The organism is Leucobacter luti, assembly GCF_004217175.1.
In the GTDB taxonomy this organism is placed as follows: domain Bacteria; phylum Actinomycetota; class Actinomycetes; order Actinomycetales; family Microbacteriaceae; genus Leucobacter; species Leucobacter luti.
The window spans coordinates 146,700-166,014 of sequence record NZ_SHKI01000006.1 but is presented as its reverse complement, the minus strand read 5'-3'; the positions used below and the strand labels follow the sequence as shown (position 1 = coordinate 166,014).

Below are 19,315 nucleotides of genomic sequence, written 5' to 3'. Positions count from 1 at the left end.
TCTCAACACTATGGGAGACGATCAGGCCTGACATTGTTGCTTTCGGATAGATTTGGGGGATGGAAGGCAAGATTTCTCCAATCCAGGCCCAGGGGGCTCCCGGGACGCCACTGCCTCCCGGGGCGCCTGGGGTTCCTGGGGTTCCTGGGGTTCCTGGGATCCCTGGGACCCCCGGGTCTCCTGGCGGGACCCTCACCCTCGCGGGGCTCATGAGGAGCCTCGGGGCCGACGTCGCCTCCCCGCTCGGCCCCTACGACGCGGAGCGCGTGATCGCCGGCGCCGAGTTCCACGACGCGCTCGACGAGTTTCCCCCGGATCCGGATCTGCTCCTCCTGACGCCATCGGCGGGCGGCACGTCCCCCGACGGGTTCGCGAAGCTTGCCGAGCGCGCCGCCCGCGCACGCGTCGGCGCGCTCGCACTGAAGTGCCGTGACGGCGACACCGCGGCACTCGGCGCCGTCGCCGAAGCGAGCGGGGTAGCAATCATTCGCGTCTCCGAGCGCGTGAGCTGGCGCCTGTTCGATGCGCTCGTGGCCCCGCTCCTCGGAGCGGAGCACCACCCCGAGGACACGCACCGTGACCGTGGCGCAGAGCCGCTCTTCGCGCTCGCAAACGAACTCGCCGGACACTTCGGCGGCTCTGTCGCGATCGAGGATCTGGGGCGCCGGATCCTCGCATACTCGTCCATTCCCGGCCAGCTCATCGACAGCGTGCGCACCCAGGGCATCTTGACCCGCCGCGTACCCGATTCCCCGTTCAACGATGATCAGTACCGCACCGTGCTGCGCGCAGACCACCCCCTCGTCTACCCGGGCCAGGACGACGAGGCGCCGCGCATCGCGATGGGCGTGCGGGCCGGCACCCTCCCCCTCGGCACCATCTGGGTGATCACCGCCGACCCAGCTCCGGAGCTATCGCCCGAGCAGGACGCCAGGGTGCGAGCGGCCGCGGCCGTCGCCGCCGCGCACATGCTCGACGACGTGCGGGCCCGCAAAGCGAGCCAGATCCCCCGCGAGGCGCGATTCCGCACGCTGCTCGACGGCACCGACGTCGCCGGTTCTGAACTCGCAGAGCTGGGCATCACTGAAGAGCGCGGCGCGATCGTGCTCGCGTTCGAGGCCGCGGGCGACCCGGGGCCGGTCCCGATCGCCCAGCTGCGCTCCACGGTGCACCGCCACCTCGCGCTGCGACACCCGGAAGCCGTCACCGTGATCCGGGACCGGCGCGTCTACGCGCTGCTCGCCCGCGGCGCCGCCCAGGATCCCGCCGAGCTCGTCGCCCCACTGATCCCGCTCGTGGACCGGCTCATCGGCCCGGGGTCGCGGGCCGCGATCCCCGGCACCGCGCACCGATCCGGCGATGTCGCCGAGCTGCGGCAGCTCGCCGAGCGGCTCCTCGACGCTGCAGCACGCGCCGGGGCCGCCCTGCCCGACCGGATCCTCGGCCTGCCCGCGCTCCGTCCGAGGCTCGCGCTCGAACGCTTCGCGGGGGCGTTCGCGGCGGAGCCAGCGCTGCGCGCGCCGGAAGTGGACCGGTTGTGCGCGGAGGAGCCAAGCTACGCGGAGACGCTCCTGGCGTGGTGCGGCCACTTCGGCAACGTCGCCCGCACGGCGCGCGCACTTCAGGTGCACGAGAACACGGTGCGGCACCGGATCCGGCAGGCCGAGGAGCAGTACGGTGTGCGCCTCACCACCCCGGATGAGCGGCTCACCGCCTGGGTACAGTTGCGCGTGCAACTCGCGGGCGACTCGCTTCGGGCGGATGAGGAATAGCGGGCGGACCCGGACGTTCTCCATGAGGGCGCGTAGGCTGCAGACAACGATGGAGGGCACATGAATCAGGTGGGAGACCTCGCGGAGCTGTTCGCGAACGGACCCGTCGCCGTGCTCACGGGGGCGGGAATCAGTACGGACTCCGGGATCCCGGACTATCGGGGGGCGGGCACACCGCCGCGCACTCCGATGAACATCTCCCAGTTCACCAGCGATCTCGCCTACCGCCAGCGGTTTTGGGCGGGCGCGCGCCTCGGCGACGGCCCACTGCACACGATTGCGCCGAACGCCGGGCACGTGGCGCTCGCCGAGCTCGAGGCGGCCGGGCGCATCGAGGGCGTGATCACCCAGAACGTCGACGGGCTGCACCGCCGGGCGGGCTCGCGCACCGTCGTCGAGCTGCACGGCAACGGATCGATCATCCGCTGCATCGACTGCGGCTCGCGCTGGAGCCGCACCGAGGTGCTCCACTGGTTCGACGTGGGCAACCCCGGCTACGCGGAGGCGCACGCCGGGGCCCCGATCAACCCGGACGGCGACGCGGAGGTCGCCGAGGTAGCCGGGGTGCGCGTGCCGCAGTGCCCCGTGTGCGGCGGCATGCTCCGCCCCGACGTCGTGTACTTCGGGGAAGTCGTGCCCACCGGGGTATTCGCCGCAGCCGAGCACCTCGTCGCCGAGGCCGGCGCGTTCATCGTTGCCGGCACCTCGCTCGCGGTCAACACCGGCGTGCGGCTGCTGCACCGGGCCGAACGGCGCGGGATCCCGGTCGGCGTGATCAACCGCGGGCCGACCGGCGCCGACTCGCGCGCGAGCGTGCGGATCGAGGGCGGCACCACCGAGACGCTCTCGGAGCTCGCCGGGCTGCTGGTGCCGTAGGGTGCGGGCGCGCGCTGCCCGTGGCCCGTGGCCCGTCGCCCGTCGCCCGTCGCCCGTCGAGTGTAGCCAAAAGCCCCCTTCGAGCCACCACAAGGGGGATTTTGACTCCACTCGACACGGGCTGGACCCGCGAGCCCCACCCGCACCACACGCACCACACGCACCACACGCACCACACGCACCACACGCACCACACGCCGAGTGTAGGCAAACACCCCTCACGAGGCACCGCAAGGGGCGATTTGGCTCCACTCGGCTTGGTTGGACCCACGAACCCCATGAACCCCACGAGCCTCACGAGCCTCACGAGCCTCACGAGCCTCACCCGCCGAGTGTAGGCAAACTTCCCACACGAGGCACCGCAGGGGGGATTTGGGTCCACTCGACATGGGCGGGCGGCAGGGCCGACGAGCAAGGCCGACGAGCAGGGGTGCAGCTGAGCAGGGGCGCAGCTGAGCAAGCGAGCACCTCGCGACGCGGCAGGGCGAGCGAGGCAGGACCAGGCAGGGCGCCAAGCCCCCTAGAACGCGCCGGTGAGCGCCATCACGCCGAGCGTGGTGCTCGCCACGAGCACGGACAGGATCCCGCCCAGCAGCAGCGGCCGCAGCCCCGCAGTGCGGATGGCGCGCAGGTCGGTCGACATGCCGATCCCGGCGAGCGCCGTCGCCACGAGGAACACGCTGACTTGGGTGAGCAGGTCGGCAGCGGCGGCCGGCACGGCGCCGAGCGACGTGAGCGTCGCGACGACGAGAAATCCGACAAGGAACCAGGGCACGAGGCGCAGCACGCGCCGGGGCGTGAATCGTTCGCCCTCGCCGGAGCGCCGCCCCTCCATCACCGCGAGTCCGATGCTGATCGGGATGATCATCAGCGTGCGCACCAGCTTCACCACCACCGCGAACCCGAGCGCCGAGGCGCTGAACACGCTCGCGGCGGCCACCACAGAACTCGTGTCGTTCACGGCGGTCCCGGCGAACAGCCCGAAGGCGTGCGGGGTCATCCCGAGCGCGTGGCCCACCACGGGGAAGATCAGCACGGCCAGGATATTGAAGAGAAACACGGTGGAGATCGCGTACGCGATGTCGGCGCTCTTCGCCTTGATCACCGGCGAGACCGCCGCGATCGCCGAGGCGCCACAGATCCCGGTGCCGACGCCGACGAGCACGGTGAGGTCGCGGTCGATCTTGAGCGCGCGGCCGAGCAGCCAGGCGCCGAGCAAACACACGGTGAGCGAGGAGAGCATCACGGGGAGCGACTCGGCCCCCACCTCCACGATGCTCGCGAGCGAGAGCTGCGCGCCGAGCAGCACGACCGCGCACTGCAGCACGAACTTCCCGGAGTACCCGATCCCCGGCCGCAGCCGCGGGCCCGGGGTGCGGACCAGTGCGACCAGGACCCCGATCACCACGGCGGGGATCGCCGAGCCGAGCATCGGGAGGAAGGACCCGATCACCGTTGAGACCGCGGCGATCGCCGCGCACAGGAGCGTGCCGGGGAGCACCTCGACGCCGCGCGTGGCGAGCCTGCTGGGAAGGGTGGGGAGTGGGGAGACCTGCATGCGACAAGTCTTTCGGATCGGGCCATGCTGGCGGAACCGGGCGGGCGCTTGGGGGATCCAAGCTCAGGTTGTATCCTGGGGGCGTGAGGACCCCCGACATCACTGAGCTGCGCTGCTTCGAGGCCGCACTGCGCACCGGCAGTATCTCGGCGGCCGGCCGCGAACTCGGCGTCACCCAGCAGGCAGTCTCCGCCCGCCTCCGAGGGCTCGAGCGCCTGATCGGGGTGCCGCTGCTCGAGCGTTCCCCCGCCGGGGTGAGCCCCACACCGGGCGGCGACGCGGTCCTCGCCTGGGCCCGCGAGGTGCTTGCCGCGGCCGCCAGGCTCGACGAGGGGATCTCGAGTCTTGCCGGCCAGCCGGATCGCGCGCTCACCGTCGGGGCGAGCCAAACCGTCGCCGCCCACTTACTCCCGACCTGGCTGCTCGAGCTCAGGCGCGCCCAGTTGGCGGCGGGATCAGCGCCCAGCGAGATCGCCCTCCGCACCGGCAACAGCACGGAGATTGTCGCCGCGGTGCGCGCCGGCGAACTCGACCTCGGCTTCATCGAGTCGCCCGCCCCGCCGCACGGCCTCGGCAGCGCGCAGGTCGGTCGCGACCGAATGGTCGTGGCCGTCGCACCCGATCACGAGTGGAGCGGGCGCGCCAGCGTCCCGCTCGCCGACCTCGCGCGCGTCCAACTCGTCGCGCGCGAGGTGGGCAGCGGCACCCGCGCAGCGTTTGAGGCCGCGGTTTCGGAGGCGCTCGGGATTGAGCCGCTCGCCCCAGCGCTCACCCTCGCCACCGAGGCCGCCGTGCGCTCCGCCGTGGCGCAGTGCGTGGCCCCGGCGGTACTCAGTGAGCTCACCGTGCGCGACGACGCCCAGCTGGGCCGGATCGTTGCGCTCCCGATCGGCCCGGAGCCACTCGAGCGGCCGTTCACCGCGGTGTGGCGCGGATCGCGGCGGGACCTGACCGGGGTGCGCCGTCAGCTCGTGGCCCTCGCGGGGCGGCACCGCCACACCGAAGCGCCCGGGTAGACGCGGCGCTACTCCCCGCGGGAGACGCGCGTCATCTCGTCGCGAGGCACGACCTTCACGCGGGTGCGACCGGCCTCGGCCCCGAGCGCCAGCTCGTGCTCGTCAAGCCGGTGCCAACCGTCGAGCGTGGTGTACGGGACCTCGCGCTCGTGCAGCAGGGCGGTGACCGCCTCGCCGTCGGCGTTCTCGGGGTCCCACCACGTGCCGCGATCCTCGATGAGGCACTCAAGCGTCTCCATCGCGTCGGACTTCGTGTGGCCGATCAGGCCAACTGGACCGCGCTTGATCCAGCCCGTGGCGTAGACGCCCGGGATCTGCTGGCCGGAGAGATCCTGCACGCGGCCCTGCGCGTTGGGGATCACGCCCTTCGCGTCGTCAAACGGGATCTCATCGACCGGGGAGCCGAAGTACCCGACCGCGCGGTAGAGCGCCTGCATCGGGATGACCTCGAACTCGCCGGTGTCGATCACGCCACCCTCGCCGTCGGGCGCGGTGCGCTCAACCTTGAGGCCCGCGACGCGGCCGTCCTCGACGACCACCTCGACCGGCTTCGACCAAAAGTGCATGTGCAGTCGACGCGACGCGTGCTCGCCGGACTCCTCGCGGGCCCGCTGCTCCTCGCGCCACTTGTTCATGATGCGGGTGATCACCGTGATCTGCTTGTTCTTCCCGAGCACCTCGTCGGCGTACGCGTCCTCGCGGTCGAAGTCGCGTTCGGAGACGATCATGTCGACGTCGCGCACCTCGCCGAGCTCGCGCAGCTCCAGCGGCGTGAACTTCACGTACTTCGGGCCGCGGCGGCCGAACAGGTGCAGGTCCTGGATCGGGTTCGCCTTCAGGCCCTCGTAGACGTTGTCCGGGATCTCGGTGGGCAGCAGATCGTCGGCGTGCTTGATCAGCATGCGCGAGATATCGAGCGCCACGTTGCCGTTGCCGATCACGCCCACCTCGGCCGCTTCGAGCGGCCAGGTGCGCGGCACGTCGGGGTGTCCGTCGAACCAGCTCACGAAGTCGGCGGCGCCGTACGACGCCTCAGCGTCGATGCCAGGGATGTCGAGGCCCGCGTCGCGGATCGCGCCGGTCGAGAAGATCACCGCGTTGTAGTGGCGCTTGAGATCCTCGAGCGTGATGTCGCGCCCGTAGTGCACGTTGCCGAAGAAGCGGATCTGGCCGGAATCGAGCACGTCGCGCAGCGCGGTGATGATCCCCTTGATGCGCGGGTGGTCGGGGGAAACGCCGTAGCGCACCAGGCCGTAGGGTGCGGGCAGCTGCTCGAACAGATCGATCTCGACCTCGAAGTCGCGGTCCGCCTTCAACAGCAGGTCCGCCGCGTAGATCCCCGCAGGGCCCGCTCCGACAATCGCCAATCGCATCTTGCTCATCGCACTCCTAGCCTCAGTGTTGCCGTCGACGGTATTCTCCGCACGGCCGGTTCCCTCTCACGCTCCCGCATATTCGGATGCGGGAATGTGTTGCCTAGCCCTCGCGTGACACGATGGAGTCGGCCATTTGTTCAAGCGCTCGCTTCACCGCCGACTTCGGCAGGATGTCGAGCGCCGCGACGGCCTCGGTTGCCCAGCGCCGCGCGGTCGCCTCGGTCTCGCGAGTCACCTCGTGGGCGCGCAGGGCAACGACCGCCGCGTCAAGCACCGAGGCGTCGGCGCCGCCCTCGATCTCGGCCACACCCGCCTCGATCTGCGCGAGCAGCTCCGCGTCGGCGCCACCGGCACCCGCGGCGACTCGCTGGCGCAGCAGCAGCAGCGGCAGCGTCGCCACGCCCGCGCGCAGATCGGTTCCGGCGCGCTTGCCGGTCTGTTCCTTCTGCGGCGACAGGTCGATGACGTCATCGATGAGCTGGAACGCGACGCCGATGCGCTCGCCGTACTCCATAACCGGATCGGCATATTCGACGGGGGCGTTGCCAAACATGACGCCCATGCGGGCCGCGGTCGCGATCAGGGCGCCGGTCTTGTCGGCGAGCACCTGGATGTAGTGCGCGATCGGATCGTCCTCGGGACGCGGGCCGACCGTCTCGTGCAGCTGCCCGAGGCAGAGCCGCTCGAAGGTCTGGGCCTGGAGCATGATCGCTTCCTCACCCATTCCGGAGACGAGCGACGAGGCGCGGGCGAAGAGCAGATCGCCGGCGAGGATCGCGACGGAGTTTGACCACACGGTCTGCGCGGCGGGGACCCCGCGGCGCAGCTTCGCGTCGTCCATCACGTCGTCGTGGTACAGCGACGCGAGGTGGGTCATCTCGACGGCCTGGGCAGCGCGGCGCACGAGCTCGCCCGGCCCGTCGCCCAGCTCGCTCGTGAGGAGCGTGAGCATCGGGCGAATCCGCTTACCGCCAGCGCTCATCAGGTAGCGCGCCGGCGCGTCGGCAACCGGGGAGGCGAACGCGAGATGCTCCATCAGGCCGGCCTCGATCAGCTCAAGCTGATCCTGCAGCTGCTTCGCGTGGCGACGATCCTGCGCCCCGCGGAACAACCGCATGGGCAGCGCCTGTGTGGCGGTGTCTTCCGCGATCGGGCGGTTCACTCGGTACCTCCGGTGGCGTCGGACGACCCTGAGGGGGTCGTCGAGGGGTTCGATGCGGCGCTGGGCCGTGGCTTCGCGGCCGCCGGCTTCGCTGCGGGCTTCGCGGTGGTCGCCGCCTTGGCCGGCGACTTCGCCGCGGCGGCCGGCTTGGCCGTGGTCTGCTTCGCGGCCGAAGCGGACTTCTTCGCCGCCGGCTTCGTCGCCCCGCTCGCGGCGGGCTTGGCCGCGGGCTTCTTCGCGGCCGAAGCGGGCTTCGTGGTGGCGGGTGCCGACTTCGCCCCGCTCGAGGTCTTCGCGGTGGCCGGCTTCTTCCCCCACGCTGCCTTCGCGGCGGGTGCCGACTTCTGCGCGGCCTCGGCCTTCGCGGGCGCGCCGGTCGCGGCCTTCGCGCCAGTCGTGGCCTTCGAACCCTTCGCGCCGGTCGCGGCCTTCGCGCCGGTCGTGGCCTTCGAACCCTTCGCGGCGGTCGCGGCCTTCGCGGCGGCGACGGGAGCCTCGCGCGGCACGAAGCCGCGGTGCAGCGCGACAATCCCGAACGTCAGGTTGCGGTAGGCAACGCGCTCGAACCCGGCCTCGCGCAGCCAGCCCGCGAGGGCCTCCTGGTTGGGCCACGACTCGATCGACTCGTTGAGGTAGCGGTAGGCGTCGGCGGCCTCGCGGTTCAGCGCGCCCGCGACGCGGGGCAGCACGTGCCGCCCGTAGAAGGCGTAGGGGCCGCGCACCACGGACGACGGCGGGGTGGAGAACTCGGCGATCACGAGCCGGCCGCCGGGCTTCACGACGCGGAACAGCTCTGCGAGGGCCGCGCGCGGGTCGCTGATGTTGCGCAGGCCGTACGAGATCGTGGCGGCGTCGAAGCTGTCGTCGTCGAACGGGAGCGCGGTGCCGTCCGCGTGCACGAACTCAATCAGCTCATTGTCGGCGTGCCGCTTTCGCCCCTCGGCGAGCATCCCCTCGGAGAAGTCCGCGGCGACCACGTGCGCGCCGTGCGCGGCGAGTGCCGCGGACGAGGTGCCGGTGCCGGCGGCGAGGTCGAGGATCCGCATCCCCTTGCGCGGAGCGACGGCCTTCGTGGTGGCGATACGCCACAGGCGGTCGTTGCCCACGGTGAGCACATCGTTGATGAGGTCGTAGCGCGGCGACACCTCATCGAACATGCTTGAAACGTCGGCGGCGTGCTTGGTCGCGGTGTCGGGTCGGATCACCCCACCATGGTATCCCGTCCACGCTGAGGACACGGCGGGTACGCTCACGATCGGCTTCCGCGGCGCCGGATGCACGCACGCGGCGGGGATGCTCCACTCAGTCGGGAGGAGTAGATTGAGTGGGTGACAAGTGAATCCGCCGTGCCCCGTTTGCGCGCGATCACCCGACCCCTCGCGACGGCCGTCGAGTTGCTGCAGCTCGCGGATCCGACCGCCCCTCTCGTGTGGCAGCGCGGCGACCGCGGCTGCGTGGGAATCGGCGAGACGCTGCGGCTGAGCTTCACCGGCCCCGGTCGCTTCACCGAGGCCGCGGCGGCCTGGCGCGCGATCGCCGCGGCGGCGCAGGTCGACGACACCGTGCGGCTGCCGGGCTCGGGCCTGATCGCGCTCGGCACGTTTGCGTTCGCCGACACGAGCGCGACCGAGAGCGTGCTGATCGTGCCGCGCCTCCTCGTCGCGCGGCACCGCGACCGCTGGTGGGTCACCGAGACGACCGTCGCGGCGCCGGACGCCGCGGAGGACGCCTCGGACGCCACCGGCGCCCCGGTGACCACCGCCACCCCGGACGCGACGGGGACCACGGGCACCGTCGACCCGGCACCCGCGCTTCCCGCACCCGCCCCGCCCGGGGCCTGGCCGGGGGTCGAGTTCGCCCCCGCGGCGCCGGCCGCTGCCGCGGATCGCCCGGACTCGGTGTCCGCCTATCTCGACGGGGTGCGCGAGTCGGTGCGCCGCATCGCCCACGGCTCCGTTGAGAAGATCGTGCTCTCGCGGCAGATCGCGGGAACCCTCCCGGCTGGCTCGGACCTCCGGGTGCCGCTGGGCCGCCTCGCCGAGCGCTACCTCGACTGCTGGACCTTCGCCGTCGACGGCATGGTCGGCGCCAGCCCGGAGACGCTGATCCGCTCCACCGCGGGAGCGGTGTCGGCGCGCGTGCTCGCCGGGACGCGGGCCCGCCACCCGGAGGCTCCCCAGCGCGACGCTCAGGCGCGCGACGAGCTGCTCACCAGCGACAAAGAGCAGCACGAGCACGCGTTCGCCGTGCAGAGCGTCGTCACGGCGCTCGCCCCGCACGTGCGCGAGCTGCGCACCAGCGAGGAGCCGTTCCCGCTGCAGCTCCCAAACGTGTGGCACCTCGCGACCGATCTGGGGGCGAGCCTCGCCGAGCGCAGCTCAGCGATCGAGCTGGTCGGCGCGCTGCACCCCACCGCAGCCATCGCGGGCACCCCCACGGCTGACGCGATCGCCGCGATCGCCGAGCTCGAGCCGTTCGACCGCGGCCGCTACTCGGGCGCAGTGGGCTGGATCGACGCGGCGGGCGACGGCGAGTGGGTGATCGCGCTGCGGTGCGCCCAGCTCGGCGACGCCGACGCGGCGACGGGTGCGCGCCCGGTCACCGCCTCGGCCGGCGGCGGGATCGTCGCCGGATCGGATCCGGAGCACGAGTTCAGCGAGACCGTGTCGAAGTTTCGGCCGATCACCGAGGCGTTCGCCCGCTAGCTGCCGCTGCGCGTCGGCCAGCTGAGGTCGAGCGTCGACTCGACCCGGGCCCGCTCTGCGGCGACGTCAAAGTCGACGGCCGGCCAGCTCGGATTGAGCCGCTGCAGCTCCGTGATCACGATCCGCTGCACGGCGGCGCGCGCGTACCACTTGGAGTTCGCCGGCACCACGAACCACGGTGCGTGCGGCGCGTGCGAGCGCTCGATCGCGAGCTGGAAGGCGTCCATGTAGGCGGGCCACAGCACCCGCTCGTCGACGTCGCCGGCGTTGTACTTCCAGTGCTTCTCGGGGTCACCGAGCCGGTCGAGGAGCCGCGCGGCCTGCTCCTCTGGCGAGACGTGCAGCATGATCTTCACGATCCGCACCCCGTCGTCCGCGATCCGCTGCTCGAAGTCGGTGATCGCCCCGTAGCGGCGCTCGATCTCCTCGGGCGGCGCGAAGCCGCGCACGCGCTGGATCAGCACGTCCTCGTAGTGCGAGCGGTCGAAGAGGCCGATCAGGCCCGGGCCGGGCACGCGGGGCTCGATGCGCCACAGGAAATCGTGCGCGCGCTCTTCCTCGCTGGGAGCCTTGAACGCCGCGAGGGCGAGGCCGTACGGCTCGAGCTGCGCGAAGACGTGGTTGACGATCCCACCCTTACCGGCGGCGTCCATTGCCTGCAGCACCACGAGCACCCGTTCACGGGCGCCCACGCGGCTCTGCGCGAAGAGTTTCTCCTGGAGCTCGCGCAGCTCCTGTGCCGAACGGGCAAGCTCGGCCTGTCCGGCTTTCTTGTCGGCGGCGGTGCCCGGCGTCGCGGCCGGGTCAACCTCGCTCAGGCGGAAGCCGTCGCGCACGCGCAGCAGCTCGGTCACGTCGTCGGTCCAAAACTTCTGCGCCATCGCACACACTCCCCTGGGCTCGTTTGCACCCAACTGTATGACCTCAGCTACTCGCGGGCGAGCGGCACCTCGACGATGCAGGGGCCGGTGACCGGCTCGGTGAGCAGGCGCTCAAGCTCGCCGCGAGTCGCCACCCGGCGGTGCTCCCACCCGTACGCGGCGGCGAGGGCCGCGAGGTCGACGCGCTGCGGGGTGAAGAGCACGCGGTCGAACGCGGCGCGATCCGCGCTGCCGGCAACCTCGAGCCCGTCGAAGATGGTGCCGCCGCCGTCGTTGCCGACGAAGAGCTGGATCCGGATCCGGTCCTCCCCCTCCGGCAGCAGCAGCGAGCCTGCGTCGTGCAGCAGCGCGAGGTCCCCGATGAGCACGCGGGTGGTCCCGGCGGCGCGCGCCGGGTCGGCGTCGCCCTGGCTTGCCACGGCAACCCCGAGCGCGGTGGCGACGGTGCCGTCAATGCCCGCGAGGCCGCGGTTCGCGTGGACCGTGAGCTTGCGCCCCGGCGCGAGCCCGTCGAGCACGCGGACGAGGCGCGAGGCGGAGAGCACGAGTCGGTCGTGCGGCCAGGTGCCGCGCCACACCGACTCGGCGAGCAGCTCGCGCGTGATCGGCTCGCGAAGGATGGCCACCTCGGCGCGGGCGTAGCTGTTGCGCTCCTTGTACCCGGTCGCGGTCGCGGCGGCAAGATCCGGCTCGTGCACCGTGGAGCGCTCTCGCAGCAGCTCCCGATCGGCCACCACCCAAAGCCCGAGCCAGCGGTGCAGGGTGCGCGGGTCGTAGTCAGCGCCGACGGCCGCCTCGCGCACGATCCGTGCCCGCCGCCCGGGGTTCACGTGGGCGACGCCGGGGCCGGCGTGCGGGTCGACGACGATCACCTCGACGTCGTCGCGGGTGAGCAGGGCGTTTGCCTGGCGGGTGAGCGTGGGGTGGCCGAACACGACGACGCGCTCGGTGAGCCCGCCGATCTCGGGGGTGTCGAGCAGGGTCGCGTACGCGGCGATCGTCTCCCGGCCGTAGCGCGCGCCGCTCACCGCCTCCGCGAGCAATGGTGCACCGGCCGCGTGCGCGAACGCCTCGGCCGCGGCGCCGGCATCAGCGCCGGCGAGCACCACGGTGAGCGCGTCGCCCGAGTGCACGTAGCGCTCGGGCTCGGGGACCACGGTCCCGGCTGGCGCATCGGATTCGACCGGGGCGGTCCCGGCCGCCGCAGCCTCGGTTGCCGCGGTTGCCGCGGCGTCCGCTTCCGCGCGCGCGGCGGTGAAGCCGGCGGCGATCATCTCGTCAAAGCCTGCGGTGCCCGAGAGCGGCTCGCGGAACGCGAGGTTGAGGTGAACCGGGCCCGCGGGGGCGCTGCCCGGTGATCCGATCGCGTCGGCCAGGGCCCTGGCCGCGAGCACGCCGGGATCCCGCAGCCCGTCGCGGCGCAGGTCGCCGTCATCCGTGAACTCGGGGGCCTGCACGTCGAGCGCGAGCCGCGCGGCCTGGCCGAGGATCCCGGGTTGCTGCGTGGTCTGGTTGGCGCGGATCCCGCGCAGCTCGGCCGGCCGATCCGCCGTGAGTAGCAGCAGCGGCACCCGCGCCTCGTGCGCTTCGAGGGCCGCGGGCAGCAGGTTCCCGACGGCGCTCCCGCTCGTCACGATGACGGGTGCGGGGACGCCGCTCTCGCGCGCGATCCCGAGCGCGAGGAACCCCGCCGAGCGCTCGTCGATGCGCACGTGGAGCCGGATCGCGCCGGCGCGCTCGGCCGCGGCCGCCGCGAGTGCGAGCGCCTGCGACCGCGAGCCGGGGCACACCACGACGTCGCGGACGCCGCGGCGGATCAGCTCGCCGAGCAGCTCAACCGCGAAGATCGAGGCGGGGGCCGGGGGTGGCGCGCCGGTCACGGCTGCGCCGCGTCACCGTCTGCGCGCGCGCCGCCCTCGCGAGCGTCGCCCTCGTCGCCGCTCACGCCGCCATCGCGGGGCTTGGGCTTCGGCGCGGGGGCCGGCGGCGTCTCGGCGGCCGGCTCGGGCGCGGCGCTCGCGCGCGGTTCCTCGCCCGGGAACGTCTCGCTGTCGAGCTCGCGCAGCCGCGCCTCAAGGTCGCGCATGTGCGCGTCGAGGTCGGTGTCAGACATGCGCGTGCCGGTAAAGCGCGGATCGTCGTCCGGCGCCGCGGGACGCGCGGACCCGGCGGGGCGCGCCTGCCCCTTCCCGATCAGGAACCAGAGCACGCCGCCGATCACCGGCAAGACCACGACGAGCAGCACCCACACGGGCTTGCTCACGCCGCGAGCGCGCGATCCATCCGTCATCGCTGCGTCGACGAGCGCGTAGAGCGTAAACGCCACGGCGATGACGATACCGATAATCACGAATCGCACCATGCTCCCATCGTACCCGGCGCGGGTGCCCACCGGCTGGGTGCCAGCGGCGGCGCACCCGCCCCGCCTCAGCCGCGGCGCAGCGAGCGGCGCTAGACTCGTGGCCGTGAAGAACCCCCGCACCGCCTGGCTCGTGTACTCAGTACTCCGTCTCCTGTTTTTCGCGGTGCCGTTCGCCGTACTCTTCGCGCTCGGGATCTGGCCGTGGCTCGCGGCGATCTTCGCCGCGCTGATTGGCTTCTCGCTGTCGATCATCTTCCTCTCGCGGCCGCGCGACACCGCCTCCGAGAGCATCTACGAGTGGCGCAACCGCGACCGCACGCCCGACAGCATCCTCGAGGACGAGGCGGTCGAGGCGAGCGAGGCCCAGCAGGCGGCATCCGACGCGACGGCCGAGCCGCAGGCGACCGCGGCACCCGAGGCGTCGGCTGAGCCGCAGGCGGCCGCGGGTTCCGGGGACGAGTCCCCGCACGCCCGAGACACCCGAGACACCCAGTAGGAGCCCCGCATGAGCGAGCACTATGACCACGTGGTAATTGGCGGCGGAGTCATGGGGCTCGCCGCGGCCTGGCAGCTCGCCGCTCGCGGTCGCAGCGTGGTGCTGCTCGAGCGCTTCGCCCCGGGGCACACCCGCGGGGCCTCGCACGGGGCCACCCGCAACATGAACAACGCGTACGACGACGCGCTCTATCTCGACCTGTACGACGAGGCGCTCGGGCTCTGGAACGAGCTCGCCGAGACCTCGGGCGAGCGGCTGCTCACGCTGTGCGGCCTGGTGACCCACGGCGACCAGGCCGTCGTCACCGCCGCCCACGACGCTCTCGCGGCCCGGGGCGCCGCGACCGAGCTGATCGACGCCGAGGCCGCCGCGGCGCGCTGGCCGGGCATGCGCTTCTCGGGGCGGGTGCTGGTCAACCGCGACGCGGGCCGGATCCACTCCGCCACCGCGCTTGAGGTGTTCGCCGCCGAGGCGCGCAGGCTGGGGGCAGACCTCCGCTTCGAGCACCGCGTCACGGCGATCGCTGCGGCGGCCGACGGCGTGGTGGTCACCGGGGTGGCCGCGGATGGCGAGCCCTTCCGGATCGAGGCGGGCGGCGCGGTCGTGGCGGCCGGCGCCTGGAGCCGCGAGCTGCTGCGCGACCTCGTCGCGCTTCCGGCGCTGCGGGTCACCGAGGAGCACCCCGCGCACTTCACGCCGCAGCCGAGCCTGCGGGAGCCGGGCGCCGAGGCCTGGTGGCCATCGTTCAACCACGTGCGCACGGCGCCGTCCGCCGGGCCGAGCGTGGGCGCCGTGTACGGCATGCTCACGCCAGGCGAGGGCGTCAAGGTCGGCTTCCACGCCGTCGGCGACGAGGTGGACCCCGACGCCCGGCGATTCCGCGCGCCCGATCTCGCGCGTGCGGCGCTGCGCGAGTACGTCGCCGAGTGGTTCCCCGGCCTGGATCCGGACACCGCGGCGGAGATCAGCTGCACCTACACCTCGACCGAGTCCGGGCGCTTCGTGCTCGACCGCGTCGGCCCGATCACGGTCGCTGCCGGGTTCTCCGGCCACGGTTTCAAGTTCGCGCCCGCGATCGGCCGCGTGCTCGCGGACGCGGCGCTCGGCGTCGCATTCCCGCCCGAGCCGTTCCGCCTCGCCGCGCACTGAGCCACCCGGCACCCGCCCTCACGCGAGCCCGCGCGCCCGCGAGCCCGCGAGCCCAAACGCGAGGCCGCACGCCCACACGCTGCCCCACGCCGCCCTACGCCTGCGACGCCTCCCAGCCTGCGTTGAGGGCGGCGTAGCGCCCACCGGCCGCAATGAGCGCCGCGGGGCTGCCGTCCTCGACCACCCGGCCGTGCTCCATGACGAGCACCCGATCCGCGATCGCGACGGTCGAGAGCCGGTGGGCGATGATGATCGCCGTGCGGTCGGCGAGCAGCCGCTGCAGCGCGTCCTGTACGAGCCGCTCACTCGGCAGGTCGAGCGACGCGGTGGCCTCGTCGAGGATCAGCACGCGCGGGTCGGCGAGGAACGCGCGCGCGAACGAGACGAGCTGCCGCTGCCCGGCCGAGACCCGCCCGCCGCGCTTGTTCACGTCGGTGTCGTAGCCGTCGGGCAGCGCCTCAATGAACCCGTGCGCGCCGACCGCCTCGGCCGCGGCACGGATCTCGGCGAGTGTCGCGTCCGGCTTCCCGAGCGCGATGTTCTCCGCGACGGTGCCGCTGAACAGGTAGGCCTCCTGGGTGACCATCACGATCGCGCGGCGGAGGTCCTCGGGATCGAGCTGGCGCAGGTCGACCCCGTCGAGCAGCACGCGCCCCGCCGTCGGATCGTAGAACCGCGCGACGAGTTTCGCGAGCGTCGATTTGCCCGCCCCCGTGGTGCCCACCAGCGCGACGGTCTGCCCGGCAGGGATTGTGAGCGCGCAGTCGGCGAGCACGGTGCGGCCGGTCGCGTACGCGAAGCTCACGCCGTCGAACTCGAGCTCGCCGCGCGCCTCGGGCAGCCGGCGTGCACGCTCCGGGTCCTGCACCGTCGGGTCCTCCTCAAGCACGCCCGACACCTTCTCAAGCGCGGCGGTGGCCGACTGATACGAGTTTAAGAACATCGCCACCTCCTCGATCGGGCCGAAGAAGTTGCGCACATACAGCACCGACGCGAGCAGCACGCCGATCGCGAGCGTCCCGTCCGACACCCGCAGCGCGCCCCACAGCAGCACCCCGGCGATGGTCACGTTGGCGAGCAGGATCAGCCCCGGATCGAGCACGCCGAACAGCCTGAACACGCGCAGGTTCGCGCGCCGGTAGTCGTCGGCCACGCGACCGAACACCTCGCGGCCGCGCGGCTCGCGTCGGAACGCCTGCACGGCCCGGATCCCCGTCATCGTCTCCACGAACTGCACGATCAGGCGGGCGCTGACCACGCGGGTGGCGCGGAAGCCCTTCTGCGACTCGCGGACGAACCACCGCATCAGCAGCACGAGCGGGATCCCCATGCCGAGCAGCAGCAGGCCGCTGCGCCAGTCGATAAGGAACAGCATCAGCAGCGTGAAGCTACCGATCAGGATCGCGTCGATCAGCTCGTTCAGGCTGCCGTCGAGCAGCTCCTGGATCGATTCGAGGTCGCTCGTCTGCCGGGCGATGATCCGGCCAGACGTGTAGCCCTCGTGGAACTCAAGGCTGAGGCGCTGCGTGTGCCGGAAGATGCGGGTGCGCAGCTCCATCATGACCGCCTGGGTGAGCCGGGCGATCAGCACGATGTACCAGCCGACGAACGCGGCACCGATCCCGCCCGACACCACGAAGGCGAGGCCGATCAGGATCGCGGGGCCCCAGTCGCCCTGGTCGACCGCGCGCGGCAGCGCCTCGTCGATCCCGAACGCGATGAGGGTGGGCCCGATCGCGCGCATTGCCGTCGAGACGACAATCACGATGCCGGTGAGCCAGATCAGGCGTTTCAGCGGCGCGAGGATCGATCCGAGCAGGCGCAGCGAGCGGCGTCGGATCGCCCGGCTCTCCTCGCGGGTGTACTGGTCGCGGTCCTCGCCGCGGGTGCCGCGCACCGTTTCGGGGCTCATGCGCGGTCCTCCGTCGCGTCAATGCTGGCGATCAAGTATCGGTAGTGGGCGTTCTCGCGGAGCAGTTCGGCGTGTGTGCCGACCGCCTCGATCCGCCCCTCCCAGAGCACCGCGACCCGGTCCGCCATCGAGACGGTTGACGGGCGGTGGGCCACGATCAGCGCGGTCGTGTCGGCGAGCACGCGCCGCAGTGCCGCCTCAACGAGCGCCTCCGTGTCAACGTCGAGCGCCGAGAGCGGGTCGTCGAGCACGAGCACGTCGGGCGCCGCGGCGACCACGCGCGCGAGGGCGAGCCGCTGGCGCTGCCCGCCCGAGAGCGACAGCCCCTCCTCCCCCACCTCGGTGTCGACGCCGTTCGGCAGCTCGGCGGCGAAGCCGGCCTGCGCCACGTCGAGCGCCTGCGTGAGCACCGCGTCGGCCTCCGGGCTGTCCGGGTCGAGGTCGTCGCGCCCGAGCAGCACGTTCTCGCGCACCGAGGCGGAGAACAGGATCGGTTCCTCGAACGCGACGCCGATGCGGCGGCGCAGCTCGGAGAGGCGGAGCTCGCGCACGTCCACGCCGTCGAGCTCGACCGCACCGCCGGTGACGTCGAACAGCCGGGTGGGCAGCGTGGTCAGCGTGGTCTTGCCGCTGCCGGTTGCGCCCACGATCGCCATCGTCTCGCCGGGACGCAGCACGAGGTCGATGCCCGCGAGCAGATCCGGCTCCGCGGCGCCCGCGTCCGGGTACGCGAACCGCACGTTGCGAAATGCGAGCTCGCCGCGGGGCTCCGCGATGGTGCGCGGCTCAGCCGGATCCGTGATGGTCACGGGCGCGTCGAACACCTCGAAGACGCGGTCCGTCGCGGTGCGCGTGTCCACAAGGAACGAGTACAGGTAGCCGAGCGACGACATGGGCCACTGCAGCGCGGCGGCCATCGCGAAGAACGCGAAGAGCTCGCCCACCGTGAGGAGACCGTGCGCGGTGAGCCACACACCGGTGATGAAGCACGCGCCGAGGGCGAGGATCGGCACCAGCTCGTGCCAGAACCAGAGCGCCCCAACCTCGCGTGCCTTGCGCAGCTCTGTATCGCGCAGCGACTCCGCGCGGCGCGTGAACTGGGTGAGCGCGTGGCCGCCGCGGCCGAACGCCTTGAGCACGCGAATGCCGTGCACGCTCTCCTCGACCGCGGTCGCGAGATCGCCGGCCTGGTCCTGGCTGCGCCGAGAGAGCAGGCCGTAGCTCTGCTCGAAGCGGTACCCCATCACCCAGACGGGGATCGAGCACACCACGAACACCGTGCCGAGCGCCCAGTGCCACCGGAACAGCAGCGCGGCGCCGATCACGATCGTGAGAATGTTGATGAGCAGCAGGATCAGGCCGAACGCCAGCCAGCGGCGAATCGTTCCGATGTCCTGCATCATGCGGCTCAGCAGCTGGCCCGACTGCCACCGGTCGTGGAACGCGACGGGCAGGCGCTGCAGCCGGTCGTAGAAGGCCCGGCGGATCGACAGCTCGATCCCGGCGGCCGGTGTCAGCACAAAGCGGCGGCGCAGGAACACCATGAGGGCCTCCGCAACGCCGAGGCCGAGCACCGCGAGGGTGGCCCAGACGATCTGCACGCGGTCGCCCGTGGTGATGGGGCCATCGACGGCCCACTGGAGCACGAGCGGGATGAGCAGGCTCGCGACCGCGGCGCCGAGGCCCACGAGCGCACCGCCGATGAGGCGGGGCAGCGCCGGGCGCGCGAACGGGTACAGCCGGGCGAGCGCGCGGGGCGTGGACAGCCGCGCCGCGGGTTCGGGAACGGGGCCGCGGTCATCAGACGACGGCGGTACAGCGTGTGAAACAGTCATGATCCCTGATCGAGAAAGCGCACCGAAGCGTGGTGCGGAGAAGCTGGAAACGGAAGGGGCGGCGCCGAGCGGCGGGCCGCGAGATACCTAGTGTCCGGTCAGCGGGGTGCCCGGACGAGCGAGACGATATGCGATGCGGGTCATCCGTACCATGATCTGCTCCTTTCCGGGTCGTAGGGATACAGTGAACCACCCTATCCGGGCGGTCGCGCGAT

General features: G+C 72.2%; 15 protein-coding genes. 6 read left to right on the top strand and 9 right to left on the bottom strand.

Going from position 1 to position 19,315, the window contains the following annotated elements:
* The first annotated feature begins 209 nt into the window (after window positions 1-209).
* Both EV139_RS12155 and EV139_RS12150 read left to right on the top strand, forming a co-directional pair.
* A complete protein-coding gene (locus EV139_RS12155; protein WP_130454613.1) occupies window positions 210-1,772 on the top strand; it encodes a PucR family transcriptional regulator in 1,563 nt (520 codons plus the stop codon).
* Window positions 1,773-1,832: 60 nt separating this feature from the next.
* Window positions 1,833-2,648, top strand: a complete 816-nt coding sequence (locus tag EV139_RS12150) for a Sir2 family NAD-dependent protein deacetylase (protein WP_130454612.1) — start codon at window positions 1,833-1,835, stop codon at window positions 2,646-2,648.
* A gap of 520 nt (window positions 2,649-3,168) precedes the next feature.
* Here EV139_RS12150 and EV139_RS12140 read toward each other — a convergent pair.
* A complete protein-coding gene (locus EV139_RS12140) occupies window positions 3,169-4,206 on the bottom strand; it encodes a YeiH family protein (protein WP_130454610.1) in 1,038 nt (345 codons plus the stop codon).
* An 83-nt stretch (window positions 4,207-4,289) separates the two neighbouring features.
* Here EV139_RS12140 and EV139_RS12135 point away from each other — a divergent pair, with 83 nt between their 5' ends.
* Window positions 4,290-5,222: a LysR family transcriptional regulator gene (locus EV139_RS12135; RefSeq protein ID WP_198677561.1), complete on the top strand. Its 933-nt coding sequence runs from the start codon at window positions 4,290-4,292 to the stop codon at window positions 5,220-5,222.
* Window positions 5,223-5,230: 8 nt separating this feature from the next.
* Here the strand turns inward: EV139_RS12135 and EV139_RS12130 are convergent, their stop codons facing one another.
* The 3 genes from EV139_RS12130 to EV139_RS12120 form a co-directional block, all read right to left on the bottom strand.
* Entirely contained in the window at window positions 5,231-6,604 is a 1,374-nt protein-coding gene (locus EV139_RS12130; RefSeq protein WP_130454608.1) for a ferredoxin--NADP reductase domain-containing protein, read from the bottom strand.
* Window positions 6,605-6,698: 94 nt separating this feature from the next.
* Window positions 6,699-7,715, bottom strand: coding sequence for a polyprenyl synthetase family protein (locus EV139_RS12125; RefSeq protein WP_130454835.1), 1,017 nt, complete (start codon window positions 7,713-7,715; stop codon window positions 6,699-6,701).
* Window positions 7,716-7,756: 41 nt separating this feature from the next.
* A complete protein-coding gene (locus EV139_RS12120; protein WP_241989050.1) occupies window positions 7,757-8,965 on the bottom strand; it encodes a class I SAM-dependent methyltransferase in 1,209 nt (402 codons plus the stop codon).
* 123 nt (window positions 8,966-9,088) lie between these two features.
* Here EV139_RS12120 and EV139_RS12115 point away from each other — a divergent pair, with 123 nt between their 5' ends.
* On the top strand, window positions 9,089-10,465 hold the full coding sequence (locus EV139_RS12115; protein WP_130454607.1) for an isochorismate synthase: 1,377 nt from the start codon (window positions 9,089-9,091) through the stop codon (window positions 10,463-10,465).
* On the opposite strand, the gene EV139_RS12110 is transcribed toward EV139_RS12115, so the two are convergent.
* Genes EV139_RS12110 through EV139_RS12100 form a run of 3 tightly spaced genes read right to left on the bottom strand, consistent with a single transcriptional unit; the run spans window position 10,462 to window position 13,708 of the window.
* The gene (locus EV139_RS12110; RefSeq protein WP_198677560.1) at window positions 10,462-11,346 is read right to left on the bottom strand and encodes a PPK2 family polyphosphate kinase; all 885 of its coding nucleotides are present in this window, start codon (window positions 11,344-11,346) and stop codon (window positions 10,462-10,464) included. The two genes, EV139_RS12115 and EV139_RS12110, sit on opposite strands and share 4 nt — an antisense overlap.
* Window positions 11,347-11,393: 47 nt before the next feature.
* The gene (gene menD / locus EV139_RS12105; protein WP_241989049.1) at window positions 11,394-13,226 is read right to left on the bottom strand and encodes a 2-succinyl-5-enolpyruvyl-6-hydroxy-3-cyclohexene-1-carboxylic-acid synthase; all 1,833 of its coding nucleotides are present in this window, start codon (window positions 13,224-13,226) and stop codon (window positions 11,394-11,396) included.
* The gene (locus EV139_RS12100) at window positions 13,223-13,708 is read right to left on the bottom strand and encodes a PLDc N-terminal domain-containing protein (protein WP_130454605.1); all 486 of its coding nucleotides are present in this window, start codon (window positions 13,706-13,708) and stop codon (window positions 13,223-13,225) included. Before EV139_RS12100 ends, menD begins: the two co-directional genes overlap by 4 nt.
* Window positions 13,709-13,811: 103 nt before the next feature.
* Between EV139_RS12100 and EV139_RS12095 the strand changes: the two genes are divergently transcribed.
* Both EV139_RS12095 and EV139_RS12090 read left to right on the top strand, forming a co-directional pair.
* Window positions 13,812-14,204, top strand: coding sequence for a DUF4229 domain-containing protein (locus tag EV139_RS12095; protein ID WP_241989048.1), 393 nt, complete (start codon window positions 13,812-13,814; stop codon window positions 14,202-14,204).
* Window positions 14,205-14,213: 9 nt separating this feature from the next.
* Window positions 14,214-15,353, top strand: coding sequence for an FAD-dependent oxidoreductase (locus EV139_RS12090; RefSeq protein WP_130454603.1), 1,140 nt, complete (start codon window positions 14,214-14,216; stop codon window positions 15,351-15,353).
* A 94-nt stretch (window positions 15,354-15,447) separates the two neighbouring features.
* Here the strand turns inward: EV139_RS12090 and EV139_RS12085 are convergent, their stop codons facing one another.
* Together EV139_RS12085 and EV139_RS12080 are read right to left on the bottom strand one after the other, a co-directional pair.
* Window positions 15,448-17,265, bottom strand: a complete 1,818-nt coding sequence (locus EV139_RS12085; protein ID WP_130454602.1) for an ABC transporter ATP-binding protein — start codon at window positions 17,263-17,265, stop codon at window positions 15,448-15,450.
* Complete coding sequence (locus tag EV139_RS12080) at window positions 17,262-19,100, bottom strand: ABC transporter ATP-binding protein (RefSeq protein WP_130454601.1); 1,839 nt, start codon at window positions 19,098-19,100, stop codon at window positions 17,262-17,264. Before EV139_RS12080 ends, EV139_RS12085 begins: the two co-directional genes overlap by 4 nt.
* Window positions 19,101-19,315 lie beyond the last annotated feature (215 nt).